The 17,697-nt window shown below is 62.8% G+C and carries 20 protein-coding genes; 13 read left to right on the forward strand and 7 right to left on the reverse strand.

The window, feature by feature from the left end; genetic code table 11:
• Positions 1 to 126: 126 nt before the first annotated feature.
• Both ACF8RA_RS10835 and rpmE read right to left on the reverse strand, forming a co-directional pair.
• On the reverse strand, positions 127 to 948 hold the full coding sequence (locus tag ACF8RA_RS10835) for a thermonuclease family protein (RefSeq protein ID WP_176684781.1): 822 nt from the start codon (positions 946 to 948) through the stop codon (positions 127 to 129).
• Positions 949 to 950: 2 nt separating this feature from the next.
• Positions 951 to 1,166, reverse strand: coding sequence for a 50S ribosomal protein L31 (gene rpmE / locus ACF8RA_RS10840; protein WP_003249127.1), 216 nt, complete (start codon positions 1,164 to 1,166; stop codon positions 951 to 953).
• A gap of 167 nt (positions 1,167 to 1,333) precedes the next feature.
• On the opposite strand from rpmE, the gene ACF8RA_RS10845 reads away from it, so the two are divergent.
• From ACF8RA_RS10845 to ACF8RA_RS10855, 3 genes are all read left to right on the forward strand, one after another.
• Positions 1,334 to 3,553 (forward strand): primosomal protein N', encoded by a 2,220-nt coding sequence (locus ACF8RA_RS10845; RefSeq protein ID WP_176684780.1) that lies wholly within the window; start codon positions 1,334 to 1,336, stop codon positions 3,551 to 3,553.
• A gap of 187 nt (positions 3,554 to 3,740) precedes the next feature.
• Positions 3,741 to 5,477 (forward strand): arginine--tRNA ligase, encoded by a 1,737-nt coding sequence (gene argS / locus ACF8RA_RS10850; RefSeq protein WP_176684779.1) that lies wholly within the window; start codon positions 3,741 to 3,743, stop codon positions 5,475 to 5,477.
• Position 5,478: 1 nt separating this feature from the next.
• Positions 5,479 to 6,177, forward strand: coding sequence for an SPOR domain-containing protein (locus ACF8RA_RS10855; RefSeq protein WP_053870424.1), 699 nt, complete (start codon positions 5,479 to 5,481; stop codon positions 6,175 to 6,177).
• 92 nt (positions 6,178 to 6,269) lie between these two features.
• Here ACF8RA_RS10855 and ACF8RA_RS10860 read toward each other — a convergent pair whose 3' ends face one another.
• Positions 6,270 to 6,689: a TM2 domain-containing protein gene (locus ACF8RA_RS10860; RefSeq protein WP_010955634.1), complete on the reverse strand. Its 420-nt coding sequence runs from the start codon at positions 6,687 to 6,689 to the stop codon at positions 6,270 to 6,272.
• A gap of 165 nt (positions 6,690 to 6,854) precedes the next feature.
• Here ACF8RA_RS10860 and ACF8RA_RS10865 point away from each other — a divergent pair, with 165 nt between their 5' ends.
• A complete protein-coding gene (locus ACF8RA_RS10865) occupies positions 6,855 to 7,481 on the forward strand; it encodes a C40 family peptidase (RefSeq protein WP_176684778.1) in 627 nt (208 codons plus the stop codon).
• A 130-nt stretch (positions 7,482 to 7,611) separates the two neighbouring features.
• Here the strand turns inward: ACF8RA_RS10865 and ACF8RA_RS10870 are convergent, their stop codons facing one another.
• A complete protein-coding gene (locus ACF8RA_RS10870; protein WP_392514405.1) occupies positions 7,612 to 8,607 on the reverse strand; it encodes a type IV pilus twitching motility protein PilT in 996 nt (331 codons plus the stop codon).
• A 65-nt stretch (positions 8,608 to 8,672) separates the two neighbouring features.
• Here ACF8RA_RS10870 and ACF8RA_RS10875 point away from each other — a divergent pair, with 65 nt between their 5' ends.
• The 9 genes from ACF8RA_RS10875 to ACF8RA_RS10915 all read left to right on the forward strand — a co-directional run bounded on the left by ACF8RA_RS10875 (position 8,673) and on the right by ACF8RA_RS10915 (position 15,242).
• Complete coding sequence (locus ACF8RA_RS10875; protein WP_392519155.1) at positions 8,673 to 9,359, forward strand: YggS family pyridoxal phosphate-dependent enzyme; 687 nt, start codon at positions 8,673 to 8,675, stop codon at positions 9,357 to 9,359.
• A 38-nt stretch (positions 9,360 to 9,397) separates the two neighbouring features.
• Entirely contained in the window at positions 9,398 to 10,216 is an 819-nt protein-coding gene (gene proC, locus ACF8RA_RS10880) for a pyrroline-5-carboxylate reductase (RefSeq protein WP_004575483.1), read from the forward strand.
• A gap of 10 nt (positions 10,217 to 10,226) precedes the next feature.
• A complete protein-coding gene (locus ACF8RA_RS10885; RefSeq protein WP_012053960.1) occupies positions 10,227 to 10,817 on the forward strand; it encodes a YggT family protein in 591 nt (196 codons plus the stop codon).
• A gap of 99 nt (positions 10,818 to 10,916) precedes the next feature.
• Positions 10,917 to 12,056, forward strand: a complete 1,140-nt coding sequence (locus tag ACF8RA_RS10890; RefSeq protein ID WP_339533676.1) for a homoserine O-acetyltransferase — start codon at positions 10,917 to 10,919, stop codon at positions 12,054 to 12,056.
• Between the two features lie 7 nt (positions 12,057 to 12,063).
• Positions 12,064 to 12,684 (forward strand): methionine biosynthesis protein MetW, encoded by a 621-nt coding sequence (gene metW / locus ACF8RA_RS10895; protein WP_392460892.1) that lies wholly within the window; start codon positions 12,064 to 12,066, stop codon positions 12,682 to 12,684.
• Between the two features lie 22 nt (positions 12,685 to 12,706).
• Positions 12,707 to 13,141: a DUF4426 domain-containing protein gene (locus tag ACF8RA_RS10900; protein ID WP_021783663.1), complete on the forward strand. Its 435-nt coding sequence runs from the start codon at positions 12,707 to 12,709 to the stop codon at positions 13,139 to 13,141.
• Entirely contained in the window at positions 13,138 to 13,734 is a 597-nt protein-coding gene (rdgB, locus tag ACF8RA_RS10905; RefSeq protein WP_176684773.1) for an RdgB/HAM1 family non-canonical purine NTP pyrophosphatase, read from the forward strand. The genes ACF8RA_RS10900 and rdgB overlap by 4 nt, the downstream gene beginning before the upstream one ends.
• Positions 13,731 to 14,906, forward strand: a complete 1,176-nt coding sequence (gene hemW, locus ACF8RA_RS10910) for a radical SAM family heme chaperone HemW (RefSeq protein WP_176684772.1) — start codon at positions 13,731 to 13,733, stop codon at positions 14,904 to 14,906. Before rdgB ends, hemW begins: the two co-directional genes overlap by 4 nt.
• Before the next feature lie 9 nt (positions 14,907 to 14,915).
• Complete coding sequence (locus ACF8RA_RS10915; RefSeq protein ID WP_003249095.1) at positions 14,916 to 15,242, forward strand: DUF3392 domain-containing protein; 327 nt, start codon at positions 14,916 to 14,918, stop codon at positions 15,240 to 15,242.
• Between the two features lie 589 nt (positions 15,243 to 15,831).
• Here the strand turns inward: ACF8RA_RS10915 and trmB are convergent.
• From trmB to thiS, 3 genes are read right to left on the reverse strand one after another with little or no spacing between them, the layout of a single operon-like run.
• Complete coding sequence (gene trmB / locus ACF8RA_RS10920; RefSeq protein WP_004575478.1) at positions 15,832 to 16,554, reverse strand: tRNA (guanosine(46)-N7)-methyltransferase TrmB; 723 nt, start codon at positions 16,552 to 16,554, stop codon at positions 15,832 to 15,834.
• Positions 16,555 to 16,563: 9 nt separating this feature from the next.
• Positions 16,564 to 17,376, reverse strand: coding sequence for a thiazole synthase (locus ACF8RA_RS10925; RefSeq protein WP_003249091.1), 813 nt, complete (start codon positions 17,374 to 17,376; stop codon positions 16,564 to 16,566).
• Positions 17,377 to 17,430: 54 nt separating this feature from the next.
• Entirely contained in the window at positions 17,431 to 17,631 is a 201-nt protein-coding gene (gene thiS, locus ACF8RA_RS10930; protein ID WP_003249090.1) for a sulfur carrier protein ThiS, read from the reverse strand.
• Between the last annotated feature and the right edge of the window lie 66 nt (positions 17,632 to 17,697).

The following is a 17,697-nucleotide window of genomic DNA, read 5'->3' on the forward strand; positions in this document are numbered from 1 at the left end:
AGCCGGGGAGCCACAAGACTGGCCGGTCACTTGTGTCAAGGCCTTTAGCCTACGACTTTACGCTACAACCCACGGGGGCATAAGACCTACAGTGTGTACAATCCAGTAGCGAAATGTCTACATCTTTTAGCCTGAAGTACGCTCCAACATGCTCGGATCGGTCAATGGCAACACCCAGCGTCGCTGCTCGTGCTTGAGGCCACCCCTGCGGGAACGATCCAGCACCCAGCCGCGCGCTTCGACCTGGCGTCCCTTGAGGTTATCGAAGAAGCTGGCAGGGAAGTTGCGCTGCAGACGAGCGGGAACCTGCAGCACCATGGTACTGCCCAGAGTAAGCCAGACCCCGCCACGGTTTCGCTCGATGCCTTCGATACGACCACGTACAACAGCGAACCCTGACTGCCTGACGTCGCCTGCAGGCACCACGGGTGAACGCCGCCACAGGCCAGCGCCAGCCTGGCGCGCCACTTGTTCGGCAAGCTGCTGGCAGCCGCTGAAACGCACATTAGGGGCAATTGCCACGCGATAGCCCAAGCCCTCGCTAAGCAATTGTGCTTGCAGATTGTCGCCATTGCGGCTGTAGATGTGCGCCAGTGTGCGACCGTACTTGTCTTTGCCTTCAACACCAGGCACCAGCCCGACGCGATGGTCACTGGCCTTTACCAAGGCCTGCAATCGCCGCCTGGCAGCTTCGGCATAAGGCTCACTGCTACGTCCCTTGCGACCGATTTCCGGTGCATTGATGCCGATCAGCCGCACACTGCGGCCATCGACCAGACGCAAGGTGTCACCATCGACCACCTGTCGTACCGCTACCCATTGGGGTTTATCCGGCTGCGGGCAGAACGCCAGGACCGGGAAATGCCAGATAACGCCCACAAAAAAGGCGCCCACAAGGGGCGCCTTCTTCAGCAACAATGCGAAACCCGAAGGAATCGCCATGCGCATGATTACTTCTTGGCACCGAACATGCCGAAGCGATCGGCGAACTTCTGTACGCGACCACCGGTGTCCAGAACTTTCTGCTTACCGGTGTAGAACGGGTGGCACAGGTTGCAAACGTCGATCGACAGGACATTGCCCAGGGTCGAACGAGTTTCGAACTTGTTACCGCAGCTGCAGGTGACTGCAACTACTTCGTAGTTCGGGTGGATACCTTCTTTCATGGTCACTTCCTCGAGCTGCGTGCCGCCACCCAACACCAATTGTTGAATACCGCACGTAATTAGGCGGCGAATAATACCAGAGCACACCGTCAGCGCAAGATGTCGCTTGCACCGACCGTCGTCTGCTAGGCTCGCCAGTCCTTGTAACGCCCTCCGAGACTTTTCGCGTGTCCGACGTCATCCTGCGCCTTGCCCTGCCCTCTCCGCTGCGGCGCCTGTTCGACTACAAGGCACCGGCGAGCATGGCGCGCCTGACCTTGACCCCTGGCATGCGTATCCGCGTGCCCTTTGGCCGCCGCGAAATGATCGGTGTACTGATAGAAGTGTGCACGCAGAGCGAAGTGCCCGCCGACAAACTGAAGCCAGCCAGCGCCCTGCTCGACCCGGTGTCCCCCATCCCAGCGTCGCTGTTCAAGTTGTGCCTGTGGACCGCCCAGTACTACCAGCACAGCCTGGGCGATACCCTGAGCTGGGCGTTGCCCACGCTGCTGCGCCAGGGCGAAGCCGCCGAAATGCGCCAAGAGCGTTTCTGGCACATAGCCCCTGGCGCCCGCCTGGAAGACCCGCGCATTGCCCGCGCGCCGCGCCAGCGCGACGCCCTCAAGACCCTGGCCCAGCATCCGCACGGCGTGGCCCACAGCCTGCTGGCCAAACTCAACCTGAACAAGGACAGCCTCGACCTGCTGCTGGCCAAGGATCTGGTGCAGGTCGAGACGCGCCGCCACCTGCCGGCACTACGCCATGAGCACTGGCTGGCACAACCGGAACTGCCGCTCAACGAAGAACAACGCGATGCCTTCGACGCCGTATGCGAAGGCTTTGGCGGTTTCGGCGCGTTCTTGCTGGCCGGCGTCACCGGTAGTGGGAAGACCGAGGTCTACCTGCAACTGATCCGCGAAACCCTGGAAGCCGGCAAGCAGGCGCTGGTGCTGATCCCGGAGATCAACCTCGGCCCGCAAACCCTTGCGCGCTTCGAGCAACGCTTCAACGCGCGTATTGCCCTGCTGCACTCGGCGGTGAACGACCGCGAACGCCTGGATGCCTGGCTAGCGGCTCGGGACGGCGAGGCCGATATCATCATCGGCACCCGCTCGGCCTTGTTCACGCCGATGAAAAACCCCGGACTGATCATCATCGACGAAGAGCACGACGGCTCCTATAAACAGCAGGAAGGCCTGCGTTACCACGCCCGCGACCTGGCGCTGGTACGCGCTCACCAGGAGAACATTCCGATCCTGCTCGGCTCCGCCACCCCGTCGCTGGAAACCCTGCATAACGCCCTGACCGGCCGTTACCGCCTGCTGCGTATGAACCAGCGCGCCGGAGGGGCACGCCCGCCGCGCATGCTGCGCCTGGATGTGAAAAGCCTGCCGCTGGACAGCGGCATCAGCGGCCCGCTGCAGCAGGCTATCCGACAGACGCTGGAAGCCGGCCAACAAGTGCTGGTGTTCCTCAACCGCCGCGGCTTTGCTCCAACCTTGCTGTGCCACGATTGCGGCTGGCTGTCCGAATGCCCACGCTGCGATGCGCGCATGACCGTGCACCAGCGCTCCGGCGTGCTGCGCTGCCACCACTGTGGCTATGACGAACGCCTGCCGCACCAGTGCCCGCAATGCAACCACGTCGACCTGCGCCCGGTCGGCGCCGGCACCGAGCGCGCCGAAGAGCGCCTGAAGGTGCTGTTCCCGGATTACCCGATCCTGCGTGTGGACCGCGACAGCACGGCACGCAAGGACGCCATGCACAACCTGTTCAGCACCATCCAGCGCGGCCAGCCGAGCATCCTCGTCGGCACCCAGATGCTCGCCAAGGGCCACCACTTCCCGCGGGTGACGCTGGTGGCCATCCTTGATGCCGATGGCGGGCTGTTTTCCGGCGACTTCCGCGCCAGCGAGCGCATGGCACAACTTATCGTGCAGGTGGCCGGGCGGGCCGGGCGGGCCGAAGAACCCGGCAAGGTCATCATCCAGACCCACCTGGCAGACCACCCACTGCTGGTACAGCTTACCGAGCAAGGCTACTTTGCCTTCGCCGAACAGGCCCTGGACGAACGCCGAGCCGCCGGGCTGCCGCCCTACTCGCACCTGGCCTTGCTGCGTGCCGAAGCACACAAGCCGGGGCAGGCCGAAGGTTTCCTCGACGAAGCCTGTGCCGCCGCCGAGCGCCTGGTGGCCGAACAACGCCTGCCGGGCATCGAACTGCTGGGCCCGGTACCGGCACCCATGGAGCGTCGCGCCGGACGATTCCGCGCGCAACTGTTGATACAGGCCAATACCCGGGCGCCGTTGCATCGACTGATCAGCGCCTGGTTGCTAGTGTTGGAACAGATGCCAAGCGGGCGCCAGGTGCGCTGGTCGCTGGATGTCGACCCGGTAGACCTGTATTGAGCTGCAAGCTGCGAGTTACCAGCCGCAAGCATGCGCCGGGTGGGTGCGATGCCGCTTTTTCTTGCAGCTTGTGGTCTCCAGCTTGCCGCCCAAAGGTTGGCAACCTGCTCCCGGCAACGGATAATGCCCAGTTTTTCCACCTGCGCATCCAGGCGCTCACCGCGCTTGCGGTCGAAAAGAGATCCCCATGAAAGACACCATTCGCCAGCTGATCCAGCAAGCCCTCACCCAACTCGTCACCGACGGTGTGCTGCCTGAAGGGCTGTCGCCGGCGATCCAGGTGGAAAACGCCCGGGACAAGACCCACGGCGACTTCGCCAGCAACATCGCCATGATGCTGGCCAAACCGGCCGGCATGAAGCCGCGCGACCTCGCCGAAAAACTGATCAACGCCCTGCCGGCCAGCGCCGACATCAGCAAGGTTGAGATCGCAGGCCCCGGCTTCCTCAACTTCTTCCAGAACACCGACGCCCTGGCCAACCGCCTGGATGCCGCCCTGGCCGACGCCCACCTGGGTGCGCGCAAAGCCGGTCCGGCGCAAAAGGTGGTGATCGACATGTCGGCACCCAACCTGGCCAAGGAAATGCACGTCGGCCACCTGCGCTCGACCATCATCGGTGACAGCGTTGCACGCGTGCTGGAGTTCCTGGGCGACAACGTCATCCGCCAGAACCACGTCGGCGACTGGGGTACCCAGTTCGGCATGCTGATGGCCTACCTGCAGGAAAACCCGATCACCAGCGACGAGCTGTCGGACCTGGAAAACTTCTACCGCGCGGCGAAGAAACGCTTCGATGAATCGGAAGAGTTCGCCACTCGCGCCCGCGGCCTGGTGGTCAAGTTGCAAGCCGGTGACCCCGAGTGCCTGGCCCTGTGGACTCGCTTCAAGGATATCTCGCTGTCGCACTGCCAGAAGACCTACGAGTTGCTCAACGTCAAGCTGACCATGGCCGACGTGATGGGCGAAAGCGCCTACAACGACGACTTGGCCAACGTGGTGGCCGACCTCAAGGCCAAGGGCCTGCTGGTGGAAGACCAGGGCGCCCAATGCGTGTTCCTCGAAGAGTTCAAGAACAGCGAAGGCGACCCACTGCCGGTGATCGTGCAGAAGGCCGACGGCGGCTACCTGTACGCGACCACCGACCTGGCTGCCGTGCGTTACCGCAGCAACGTGTTGAAAGCTGACCGCGCACTGTACTTCGTCGACCAGCGCCAGGCCCTGCACTTCAACCAGGTGTTCGAAGTGGCCCGCCGCGCAGGCTTCGTCAGCCACCCGATGCAAATGGAGCACATGGGCTTCGGCACCATGAACGGCGCCGACGGCCGCCCGTTCAAGACCCGTGACGGCGGCACCGTGAAGCTGATCGACCTGCTCACCGAGGCCAAGGAGCGCGCCTACGCGCTGGTCAAGGAAAAGAACCCGAGCCTGGCCGACGACGAACTGCGCCACATCGGCGAGGTGGTGGGCATTGGCGCGGTGAAATACGCCGATCTGTCCAAGCACCGCACCAGCGACTACAGCTTCAACTTCGAGCTGATGCTCAACTTCGAAGGCAACACCGCGCCTTACCTGCTGTACGCTTACACCCGCGTAGCCGGCGTGTTCCGCAAGCTGGGCAAAGGCTTTGACGAAGTCGACGGCAAAATCGTGCTGCAGGCTGCCCACGAACAAGATTTGGCCGCGCGCCTGGCGCAGTTTGGCGAAATTCTCAACAACGTCGCCGAAAAAGGCACGCCGCATGTGCTGTGCAGCTACCTGTACGACCTGGCCGGCCTGTTCTCCAGCTTCTACGAGAACTGCCCGATCCTCGCTGCCGAAACCCCTTCGCAGCAGCAGAGCCGGCTGCGCCTGGCCGCCCTGACCGGCCGCACCCTCAAACAAGGTCTGGAACTGCTCGGCCTGGAAACCCTGGAGCGCATGTAAGTTGGCTGCCAAGAAAAAACCTGCTCCGAAACGCGGCGCCAGCCGCCAGACGGCACCGGCCAAACAGCCGATCCCCGGCTGGGTATGGCTGGCGGTCGGCCTGACCGTAGGCGCGTTCATCGTATTCCTGATGAAACTCGAACCCGGTGGCGACGACATCAAACGCACCAAACCCGAGCAGCAGAAGCCGGCGAAAACGGCCGAAGCCGGCAAGCCAGCGCAAGCAACCCCGCAACAGCCGGTGAAGCCGAAGTACGACTTCTACACCCTGCTGCCGGAGTCTGAGGTGATCGTGCCGCCGGAAGCCGTACCGGAGAAAACGCCACCAGTGCCGGCCCAGCCGGTAGCCCCGGTGACGCCTGCAGAAGCGGCGAAAATCGACACGGCGAGGGCACAGGCAGCGCTGCTCGGCCAGACCCCGCCACCGCCACCCCCCGTGATCAAGCCGGCGGCAACCACGCAGTACTTCCTTCAGGCCGGCTCGTTCCGCAAGCAGGCCGATGCCGACAAGGTACGGGCACAGATCATCCTGCTGGGCCAGTCTGTGAAGGTGGAGTCAGGCACGGTCAAGGAAGAAACCTGGTACCGCGTGCTGGTCGGGCCGTTCAGCAACCGCGAGCAGCTGACCGGGGCTCAGAAGCAGCTGGCTGGGGCCGGTTTCAGCAACCTGTTGCTGCAACAGCGGCAGACCCGCCAGTAACGAAGAAGGCCTTGCCGCAGCGATGCGACAAGGCCTTTTTTCATAGGGGCGGGCTAGCCCTTGAATGGGCTGTAAAACAGCCCCCGGCACCGTCAGCCCCGTCCCGCATTCCTTTCGGACACCTGGCTGTTCAACGTCCAGAAGTCATACAGCACCCCCACCAGAAACAACCCGCCGGTAAAGAAGTAGATGATCGCGGTGATCCACTTACCCTGATACAGCCGGTGCAGGCCAAACACCCCCAGGAAGGTCAGCAGAATCCAGGCGATGTTGTAGTCGATACGCCCCGATTGAAACCTCAGGTCGGCTTCACGGTCCATGGACGGAATCAGGAACAGGTCGATCAACCAACCAATGCCCAGCAAGCCCAAGGTGAAGAACCAGATGGTCCCGGTAATCGGCTTGCCGTAATAGAAACGATGGGAACCGGTGAAGCCGAAAATCCACAGCAGGTAGCCGATGGTTTTGCTGTGGGTGTCGTGAAAGGGCACCCCCTGTTGATAACTGTTCATTCATAGCCCCTGTGGGTTATCCAAAAATTTTCTAAGAAAAAATGTGACTTTTTCGTCGCAAGCCGACATACGGCACCTGGACAATCGACCAACGGATCAATAACTGATCAAAAAGCTGTTATAAAGTTGCGCGCCAACACACAACTATTCATAAGAGCTTCATCTATGCCGCCTTTGATCAAGACATGGCTGACCCTCTGCCTATTATTGCCCTTGGCCGCCCACGCCACCAATCGTGAGCAACGTCTTCCCAATGGTTTCACCGGCTACACGACCAACGCCTCGGTGAAACGCGCCCCCGTCAAACAGACCGCGCTACACGCCCGCCCAAGCAATGCCGCCAGCAGCCACGGTGCGCAGGTCACCGCCATGTCGCCGAAGCAAAGCAGCGATGTGCTCAGCCGTGCGGTAAATGTGCTCGGCACCCCTTATGTTTGGGGCGGCAGCAGCCCGAAAAAAGGCTTTGACTGCAGCGGGCTGGTCAAATACGCCTTCAACGACATCGCCGACGTCGATCTGCCGCGCACCTCCAATGCGATGGCCAAGGGCCACGGGGTGAAAGTGGCCAAGAAAGATCTGAAGCCTGGCGACCTGATTTTCTTCAACATCAAGAGCCGTCGGGTCAATCACGTCGCCATCTACCTGGGTAACGACCGTTTCATCCACGCTCCACGCCGTGGCAAGCGCGTGAGTATCGATACCTTGAGCAAGCCTTACTGGCAGAAGCACTACGTGGTGGCCAAGCGGGTGCTGCCGAAAGAGCATCAACAGCTGAACCTGGCCAAGCGTTAATCTGATCGGCGCTATCCGGTACCGGCCCCTTCGCGGGCACGCCCGCTCCCACAGGTACCGCGTCGCTCTCGCGGGCAGCGCCATACCTGTGGGAGCGGGCGCGCCCGCGAAAGGGCCTTTGCAGGTACTACTAGCTTTTGATCAACCCTCGCTCCCTCAGCCTCCGCATCGCCCCCTCCATCGTCCGCATCCCCTCCGCTGCCCCACCCTGCATCACCGAAGACAACTGCGCCAACCGCCCCTCCCGAACCAGGTTACGCACCGCCGGCGTCGCCACCAGCACTTCCCGCACAGCCACCCGCCCACCGCCCACGCGCCTGACCAGCACCTGCGCGACCACCAGGCGCAGCGACTCGGCCAGCATCGCCCGCACCAACGGTTTTTCCTCGGCAGCAAAAACCTCCACCAACCTGTCGAGGCTGCTGGTCGCCGAACGCGCATGCACGGTTGCCAGCACCAGGTGCCCGGTTTCGGCCGCGCGCAGGGCCAGGCGAATGGTTTCCAAGTCGCGCAACTCGCCGATCATGATCACATCCGGATCCTGGCGCAGCGCACTGCGTAGCCCCTGAGCAAAGCCGCGGCTATGGCGCCCCATCTCACGCTGGTTGACCAGGCTGCGCTGGCTGCCATGGATGACCTCGACAGGGTCTTCCAAAGTAATGATGTGCAGTGCCCGCTCGCGGTTCAGTTGGTCGAGCAGCGTTGCCAGGGTGCTGGACTTGCCACTGCCGGTCGGCCCGCCCACGAGGATCAAGCCATCACTGCATTGCGCAACAGCTTGAAACACATCCGCAAGGTCCAGCTCGCTCACCGTGGCAATTCGCCCCGGAATCAGCCGAAAGGTCGCCGCCGGGCCATTCAACTGGCGAAACAGGTTCAGCCGAAAGCGCCCAAGCGTCGGCAACTCCAGCGCAAGGTCCAGTTCATCGCCTTGGGCCCACTGCTGGTGCTGGTGGTCATCCAGCAAGCTCGCCATGCCCTCGATCAAGGCACCCGCGCTCAAGGGTGGCAAGCCCATACGCTGCAACTCGCCATCCAGACGCAGCATCGGAATCTGGCCCGTCGCCAGGTGCAGGTCCGAAGCCCCCGCATCCACAGCTCGGGCCAACAGGTCGGTCACATCCATGAGACTCCCCAAAGGCCTTCAAGCAGGTAGAATGCCGCAGACCCTACAGCTGCCGGCATTGATCCATGTCCACCCTAGCAGACAACCTTTCCGCGATTTCCGCCCGTATCGCCAGTGCTGCCCAGGCAGCCGGGCGTGATCCGGCCAGCGTCCAGTTGCTGGCCGTGAGCAAGACCAAGCCCGCCAGCGCTATCCGTGAGATCCATGCCGCCGGTGTGCGCGACTTCGGGGAAAATTACCTACAGGAAGCACTGACAAAGCAGCAGGCGCTCAGCGACTTGCCCTTGATCTGGCACTTCATCGGCCCCATTCAGTCGAACAAGACCAAAGCCATTGCCGAGCACTTCGACTGGGTACATTCCGTGGACCGCATGAAAATTGCCCAACGCCTGTCGGAACAGCGCCCTGCCGGCCTGGCACCGCTGAACATCTGCCTGCAGGTAAACGTCAGCGGCGAAGACAGTAAATCCGGCTGCGCCCCGGCCGACCTGCCCGCGCTGGCCGCAGCCGTAGCCGCACTGCCCAACCTGCGCCTGCGCGGGCTGATGGCAATTCCCGAACCCACCGAAGACCGCGCCACCCAAGAGGCCGCGTTCGCCAGCCTGCGCAAGTTGCAGGAAGGCCTGGGGCTTGGCCTGGACACCCTGTCCATGGGCATGAGCCACGACCTGGAAGCGGCCATCGCCCAGGGTGCGACGTGGGTACGGATTGGCACGGCCCTGTTCGGTGCCCGCGACTACGGCAACACTTGATTCCATGTTTCACTCACTCTTTCCCACAAGGACCTGACATGAGCAAGACACGTATTGCCTTTATCGGCGCCGGCAACATGGCCGCCAGCCTGATCGGTGGTCTGCGTGCCCAGGGCCTGGACGCCTCGCAGATCCGCGCCAGCGACCCGGGCGCCGAGACCCGCAGTCGCATCCAGGCCGAGCACGGCATTGAAGCGTTCGAGGACAACGCCCAGGCCATCGATGGCGCCGACGTCATCGTGCTGGCGGTCAAGCCACAAGTCATGAAAACCGTCTGTCAGGCGTTGCAACCCAACCTGCAGGATGGCCAGCTGATCGTTTCCATCGCCGCCGGTATCACGTGCGCCAGCCTGCAAAGCTGGGTGGGCGCTCGCCCGGTAGTGCGCTGCATGCCCAACACCCCGGCATTGCTGCGCCAAGGCGTGAGCGGCCTGTACGCCACCGCTGAAGTGTCCGGCGAACAGCGTCAGCAGGCCGAACAACTGCTGTCGGCCGTGGGCACCGCCCTGTGGCTGGAGCAGGAACAGCAACTGGACGCCGTGACTGCTGTGTCCGGCAGTGGCCCGGCGTACTTCTTCCTGCTGATCGAGGCCATGACTGCGGCCGGCGAAAAACTCGGCCTGCCACGCGAAACCGCCTCCCAACTGACCTTGCAGACGGCCCTGGGCGCCGCGCGCATGGCGGTTGCAAGCGATGTCGATGCCGCCGAACTGCGCCGCCGCGTCACCTCGCCCGCCGGCACCACGGAAGCGGCGATCAAGTCGTTCCAGGCCAGCGGCTTCGAAGCCATCGTCGAGCAGGCGCTGCAGGCTGCAGCCACGCGCTCCGCCGAGCTGGCCGAACAACTGGGCAAATAAGGAGCTTTAGATGAATGCACTGTCAGGCGCCGCGATTTTCGTGGTGCAAACCCTGGTAAGCCTTTACCTGGTAATCGTCCTGCTGCGCTTCGTACTGCAGTTGGTCAAGGCCAACTTCTACAACCCGCTGTGCCAGTTCGCAGTTCGTGCCACCCAACCACTGCTCAAGCCGATCCGCCGGATCATCCCCAGCGTTGGCGGGCTGGACACCTCGTCGCTGCTGCTGGCGGTGGTTATCCAGGCCCTGCTGATGGGCTTCGTGCTGATGGTCACCTACGGTACCTTCGGTGACGTCCTGCACCTGCTGATGTGGGCGATCATCGGCATCACCTCGCTGTTCCTGAAGATTTTCTGGGTGGCAATGATCGTCATGGTGATCGTGTCCTGGGTTGCACCCAACAGCCACAACCCGGCGGCCGAACTGGCCTACCAGATCAGCGAGCCAGTGCTGGCGCCATTCCGCCGCCTGGTACCAAATCTGGGCGGCATGGACATCTCGCCGATCTTCGCCTTCCTGGCGATCCAGGTAATCCAGTCGTTTGTCATGCCCCCACTGGCTGCCTACGCCGGCATGCCTCAAGAGCTGTGGCGAATGATCTGAGGCTCGCCAGAGCCAGCTTGCCCCCAGTCGCAAGCCTTTGCTTGCCGCTGGGGGTAGCGCTCTTTAGACTTACGCCTCCGTCAAGCGTGAGCAGGGTCGATGTCAACTGTCTTTCCCGAAGATTCCGTCGGTCTGGTAGTACCGCAAACCGCCCGGTTCGATGAACCGCTGGCACTGGCCTGTGGCCGCTCACTGGCCAGTTACGAACTGGTCTACGAGACCTATGGCACCCTGAACGCCAGCGCGAGCAATGCCGTGCTGATCTGCCATGCCCTGTCCGGCCACCACCATGCCGCGGGCTACCATGCCGCCACCGACCGCAAGCCGGGCTGGTGGGACAGCTGCATCGGCCCCGGCAAGCCGATCGATACCAACCGCTTCTTCGTGGTCAGCCTGAACAACCTCGGCGGCTGCAACGGCAGCACCGGCCCCAGCAGCATCAACCCTGCCACCGGCAAACCGTATGGCGCCGATTTCCCCGTACTGACCGTAGAGGACTGGGTACACAGCCAGGTGCGCCTGGGCGAGCGCCTGGGCATCCAGCAATGGGCCGCTGTCGTCGGCGGCAGCCTTGGCGGCATGCAGGCGCTGCAATGGACCATCAGCTACCCCGAGCGTGTGCGCCATTGCGTCGACATTGCCTCGGCGCCCAAGCTGTCGGCGCAGAACATCGCCTTCAACGAGGTGGCGCGCCAGGCCATTCTCACCGACCCGGAGTTCCATGGCGGTTCGTTCCAGGACCAGGGCGTGATCCCCAAACGGGGCCTGATGCTGGCACGCATGGTCGGGCACATTACCTATCTGTCCGACGACTCGATGGGTGAAAAATTCGGCCGTGAGCTGAAAAGCGACAAGCTCAACTACGACTTCCACAGCGTCGAGTTTCAGGTCGAAAGCTACCTGCGCTATCAGGGCGAGGAGTTTTCCGGCCGTTTCGATGCCAATACCTACCTGCTGATGACCAAGGCACTGGACTATTTCGACCCGGCCGCCACGAACGGTGGTGACCTGGCAGCCACCCTGGCCCACGTCACGGCGGACTACTGCATCATGTCGTTCACCACCGACTGGCGCTTCTCTCCGGCCCGTTCACGTGAGATCGTCAACGCGCTGATGGCCGCGCGCAAGAACGTCTGTTACCTGGAGATCGATTCGCCCTACGGGCACGATGCCTTCCTGATCCCCACACCTCGCTACATGCAGGGTTTCTCGAACTACATGAACCGCATTGCCATCTGAGGACAGCATGAGAGCCGATCTGGAAATCATCCACGACTGGATTCCCGCCGGCAGCCGGGTACTCGACCTGGGCTGCGGTAGCGGCGAACTGCTGGCCTCGCTGCGTGACCGCAAGCAGGTCACCGGCTATGGCCTGGAAATCGACGCCGACAACATCGCCGCCTGCGTGGCCAAAGGCGTCAACGTCATCGAACAAGACCTGGACAAAGGCCTGGGCAACTTTGCCAGCGACAGCTTCGACGTGGTGATCATGACCCAAGCCCTGCAGGCCGTGGAATACCCTGACCGCATCCTCGACGAAATGCTGCGGGTGGGCCGTCAGTGCATCATCACCTTCCCCAACTTCGGTCACTGGCGTTGCCGCTGGTACCTGGCGACCAAAGGCCGCATGCCGGTATCGGACTTCATGCCTTATACCTGGTACAACACGCCGAACATCCATTTCTGCACCTTCGCCGACTTCGAAGAACTTGTGCACGAACGCCGGGCCAAGGTACTCGACCGCCTGGCGGTCGACCACTTGCACCGCAATGGGTGGGGCGGCCGGCTATGGCCTAATCTTCTAGGTGAGATCGGCATCTACCGCGTCAGCAGTTCGGGCCTGCAAGAGCAGCCGCTCGCGGTCTGACGCCCACCGGAGGAATCGCCCCATGCGCCGCCTAGCCCTGTTCCTGATCAGCCTGTGCCTGGCCCTGCCAGTACTGGCTGCCGATGCCGCACGCCCCGAGCGCAAGGAGGTATTTGGCGACGTGACGGTGCACTACAGCGCGTTCACGTCGAGCATGCTCACGCCCGAGGTGGCCGCGGCCACCGGCCTGGTTCGCAGCAAGAACCAGGGCGTGCTCAACATTACCGTACTCAAGGCCAGCAAACCGGCCACAGCGGTGGTCAGCGGCACGATCAAGGACCTGACCGGGCGCAGCAGCCCGCTGTCGTTCAAGCAGATTACCGAACAGGGCGCGGTGTACTACATCGCCCAGTTCAAGATCGACCAGCCAGAAACCGTCACCTTCGACCTGAACATCGAAACCGGCGGCATCAGCAACTCTCTCCGCTTCAACCAGGAAGTGTTCCCAGGCGAATGATGAATTTCCAGCAACTCGTATTGGCCAGCCACAACGCCGGCAAACTCAAGGAACTCCAGGCCATGCTCGGCCAATCCGTGCAACTGCGCTCGATTGGTGAGTTCAGCCAGGTCGAGCCGGAAGAAACCGGCCTGTCGTTCGTCGAGAACGCCATCCTCAAGGCGCGCAACGCCGCCCGCATTTCCGGCCTGCCGGCCCTGGCCGATGACTCCGGTCTGGCGGTGGATTTCCTCGGCGGCGCGCCGGGCATCTACTCGGCACGCTATGCCGATGGCCAGGGTGACGCGGCAAACAACGCCAAGCTGCTCGAAGCCTTGAAAGACGTGCCTGAAGCTGAGCGCGGTGCACAGTTCGTCTGCGTTCTGGCACTGGTACGTCACGCCGACGACCCGTTGCCGATCCTGTGCGAAGGCCTGTGGCAAGGGCGCATCCTGTTCGAGGCCAGCGGTGAGCAGGGCTTTGGCTACGACCCGCTGTTCTGGGTACCGGAGCGCAACTGCTCCAGCGCCGATCTGCCCCCCGCAGACAAGAACCAGCTCAGCCACCGCGCCCGTGCCATGGCCCTGCTGCGCCAACGTCTGGGCCTGGCATGATCGAAATGCTGTCGCCCCCCGGTGCGGCAGGCTTTAGCAGCCTGCCGCCGCTGGCGCTGTACATCCACATTCCGTGGTGCGTACGCAAATGCCCTTATTGCGACTTCAACTCCCACGCTGCCGGGCCTGAGCTACCGGAAGATGCCTATGTCACAGCCCTGCTCGACGACCTCGACCAGGAACTGGCTGCCGTACAAGGCCGCCCGATCAGCTCGATCTTCTTCGGTGGCGGTACGCCAAGCCTGTTCAGTGCCAACGCCCTCGGCCGGCTGCTGCGGGGCGTAGAGCAGCGTATTGCGTTCGCGCCAGACATCGAGATTACCCTGGAAGCCAACCCGGGCACCTTTGAGCAGGACAAGTTCAAGGCCTACCGGCAGACGGGCATCAACCGCCTGTCGATCGGTGTGCAGAGCTTCCAGCCAACCAAGCTGGAAGCTCTTGGGCGCATCCACAATGGCGACGAAGCGGTTCGGGCCGCTGGCATGGCGCGCGCGGCCGGTTTCGACAATTTCAACATGGACCTGATGCACGGCCTGCCCGACCAGTCGCTGGACGACGCGCTGGCTGACCTGCGCCAGGCCATCGACCTGGGGCCGACACACCTGTCGTGGTATCAGCTGACCGTGGAACCGAACACGGTGTTCTGGAACCAGCCGCCAGAGCTGCCGGAAGACGATATCCTCTGGGATATTCAGGAAGCCGGCCAAACGCTGATGGCCGCGCACGGCTACCGCCAGTACGAGGTATCGGCCTACGCCCAGGCAGGCCGCGCCGCCCGGCACAACCTCAACTACTGGCGCTTCGGCGACTTCATCGGCATTGGCGCCGGCGCCCACGGCAAGCTCACTTTCGCCGACGGGCGCATCCTGCGTACCTGGAAGACTCGCCTGCCCAAGGACTACCTGAACCTGGCCAAACCGTTCAAGGCCGGCGAGAAGCTGCTGCCAGTCGAGGAACTGCCGTTCGAGTTCCTGATGAACGCCCTGCGCCTGACCGATGGCGTGGAAGCCGACTTGTTCACCCAACGCACCGGCTTGCCACTGGCACAGCTGCATGAGGCACGCCGCGCCGCCGAACAAAAGGGCCTTTTGCAGGTCGAACCGGATCGACTGGTGGCCACCGCAAGGGGCCAACTGTTCCTCAATGACCTGCTGCAGTATTTCTTGACCTGAGGATGACCCATGGATCTGGTACTTGATCTGCTCGCGACGGTTTCCCGCTGGAGCCGCAGCAACCTGTCGGAGATTTCACTGGCCTTGGTAGGCTGCTTGCTGGTGCTGTTCGGCACCGATGTCAAAGCCTGGGCCGAGCAGCGCCTGGGCGGCCTCGCCGGCGCCCTGCGCGTGCCGTTCATGGCGCTGATGGTGATGATCGGCAGCGGTGCTGCGCTGATCTATGCCACGCCGTGGGTGGTGAAGGGGCTGAGCCAGTTCAACAACTATGCGCTGGCGCCGGTGTTGCTGGTGGTGCTGGTGTTGATTGGCGTGGTGGCGGATCGCCGCGGCTGAGCCAATGGCCCCTGGGTCAACTGTCTTGCTCAACATTTGAAAGACCTGCGCGGCCGCCTGTAGGAGCGGGTTTACCCGCGAAGAGGCCGGCCCTGCTGGCCAATTTCCACCCGCCATTCACTGTTGCTGCCGCCACCGTATTCGCGGGTAAACCCGCTCCTACACAGATGGGTGGTGGACACACATCGGTGGTTGGACACAGCCCACTGTAGGAGCGGGTTTACCCGCGAAAGGGCCGGCCCTGCTGGCCAATTTCCCCGCCGTTCACCGTTGCCGCCGCCACCGTATTCGCGGGTAAACCCGCTCCTACACAGACTGGTGGTGGACACATCTCGGGGTTGGACACAGACCGCTGTAGGAGCGGGTTCACTCGCGAATGGGCCGGCCCTGCTGGCCAATCTCCACCCGCCGCTCACCGTCGCAGCCGCCCGCGAACACCGGCAAAGCCGGTGCCATCCACCGCGTTGGTTTCTTCGCGGGCATGCCCTGAGATGTTGTGTATTACCGAAAAAAAACCGCCCTTCTCAAGGCGGTTATTTTCGCCTGCATTCCTGCAGGCATCAGCACATCGAAAAGCCGTATCAGCCGCTCAATCCACCTTCTCGAACTTCAAGTCCCACACCCCATGCCCCAACCGCTCACCGCGGCGTTCGAACTTGGTGATCGGGCGCTCTTCGGGGCGCGGCACATAGGTGCCGTCTGCCGCACGGTTGCGATAGCCCGGGGCAGCGCTCATTACCTCCAGCATGTACTCGGCATACGGCTCCCAATCGGTGGCCATGTGGAACACGCCACCGGGCTTGAGCTTGCGACGTACCAGCTCGGCGAACTCCAGCTGGACAATGCGGCGCTTGTGGTGACGCGCCTTGTGCCAAGGGTCTGGGAAGAACAGCATCAATCGATCGAGGCTATTATCCGCCACGCAGCGGTTCAGCACCTCGATGGCATCACAGTCATACACCCGCAGGTTTTTCAGCCCCTGAGTCAGCACGCCATTGAGCAGCGCGCCAACACCCGGGCGGTGCACTTCCACACCGATGAAGTCCTGCTCCGGTGCGGCAGCGGCCATTTCCAGCAGGGAATGGCCCATGCCGAAGCCGATCTCCAAGGTGCGCGGGGCCGAGCGGCCGAACACCTGGTCGTAGTCAACCGGGCTGTCAGCCAGTGGCAGGATGTACAGCGGGCCGCCTTGGTCAAGGCCGCGTTGCTGGCCTTCGGTCATGCGCCCGGCACGCATCACGAAGCTCTTGATGCGGCGGTGTGGGCGGGCTTCGCCGTCGGGGGTGATCGGCGTATCGTGCGATTCAGTCATCAGTTGCTCTTACTTGATCAGACCATCCAGCGGCGAAGAGGCGCTGGCATAGAGTTTCTTCGGCATACGACCGGCCAGATAGGCCATGCGACCCGCGACAATGGCGTGCTTCATGGCCTCGGCCATCAGCACTGGCTGCTGGGCATGGGCGATGGCCGAGTTCATCAGCACCGCCTCACAGCCCATTTCCATGGCGATGGTGGCGTCGGATGCGGTACCCACACCGGCATCGACCAGCACCGGCACCTTGGATTCTTCCAGGATGATCTGCAGGTTGTAAGGGTTGCAAATACCCAGGCCGGTGCCAATCAGGCCAGCCAGCGGCATGACTGCGATGCAGCCGACTTCGGCCAGCTGACGGGCGATGATCGGATCATCGCTGGTGTAGACCATGACGTCGAAACCTTCCTTGACCAGCACTTCGGCAGCCTTGAGGGTTTCGATCACGTTGGGGAACAGGGTTTTCTGGTCAGCCAGCACTTCCAGCTTCACCAGCGTGCGGGACTCGTGCGATTTGCGCCCATCGAGCAGTTCGCGCGCCAGACGGCAAGTGCGTACCGCTTCCACTGCATCAAAGCAGCCTGCAGTGTTCGGCAGGATGGTGTACTTGTCAGGCGACAGCACATCGAGCAGGTTCGGCTCGCCCGCGTTCTGGCCAAGGTTGGTGCGGCGCACAGCGACAGTGACGATTTCGGCACCCGAGGCCTCGGTGGCCAGGCGGGTTTCTTCCATGTCACGGTACTTGCCGGTACCGACCAGCAGGCGCGACTGGAAAGTACGCCCGGCCAGGGTGAAGGGCTTGTCGCTACGAACGTTGCTCATCGTTGTTCCTCGGGAAAAGGTTGCAGGGCTTGCTTGTGAACCGCCGGGCTGCTGTCAGCCGCCACCGATGGCGTGGACCACTTCGACCTGGTCACCGTCATTCAGCAGCGTACTGTCGTGCTGGCTGCGCGGCACGATATCCAGGTTCAGTTCCACTGCAACACGGCGCCCGGTCAGCTCAAGGCGCGCCAGCAGGGCTGCAACGCTTTCGCCGGCAGGCAGTTCGTAAGGTTCACCGTTCAATTTAATGCGCATGCGCACGGCCACCATTGTTCTTTGGGGCCAGCATTCTAGCGCCGAACCGCCCTGCAACCCAAGGGC

The organism is Pseudomonas sp. FYR_5 (assembly GCF_043106315.1).
In the GTDB taxonomy this organism is placed as follows: Bacteria; Pseudomonadota; Gammaproteobacteria; order Pseudomonadales; family Pseudomonadaceae; genus Aquipseudomonas; species Aquipseudomonas putida_Y.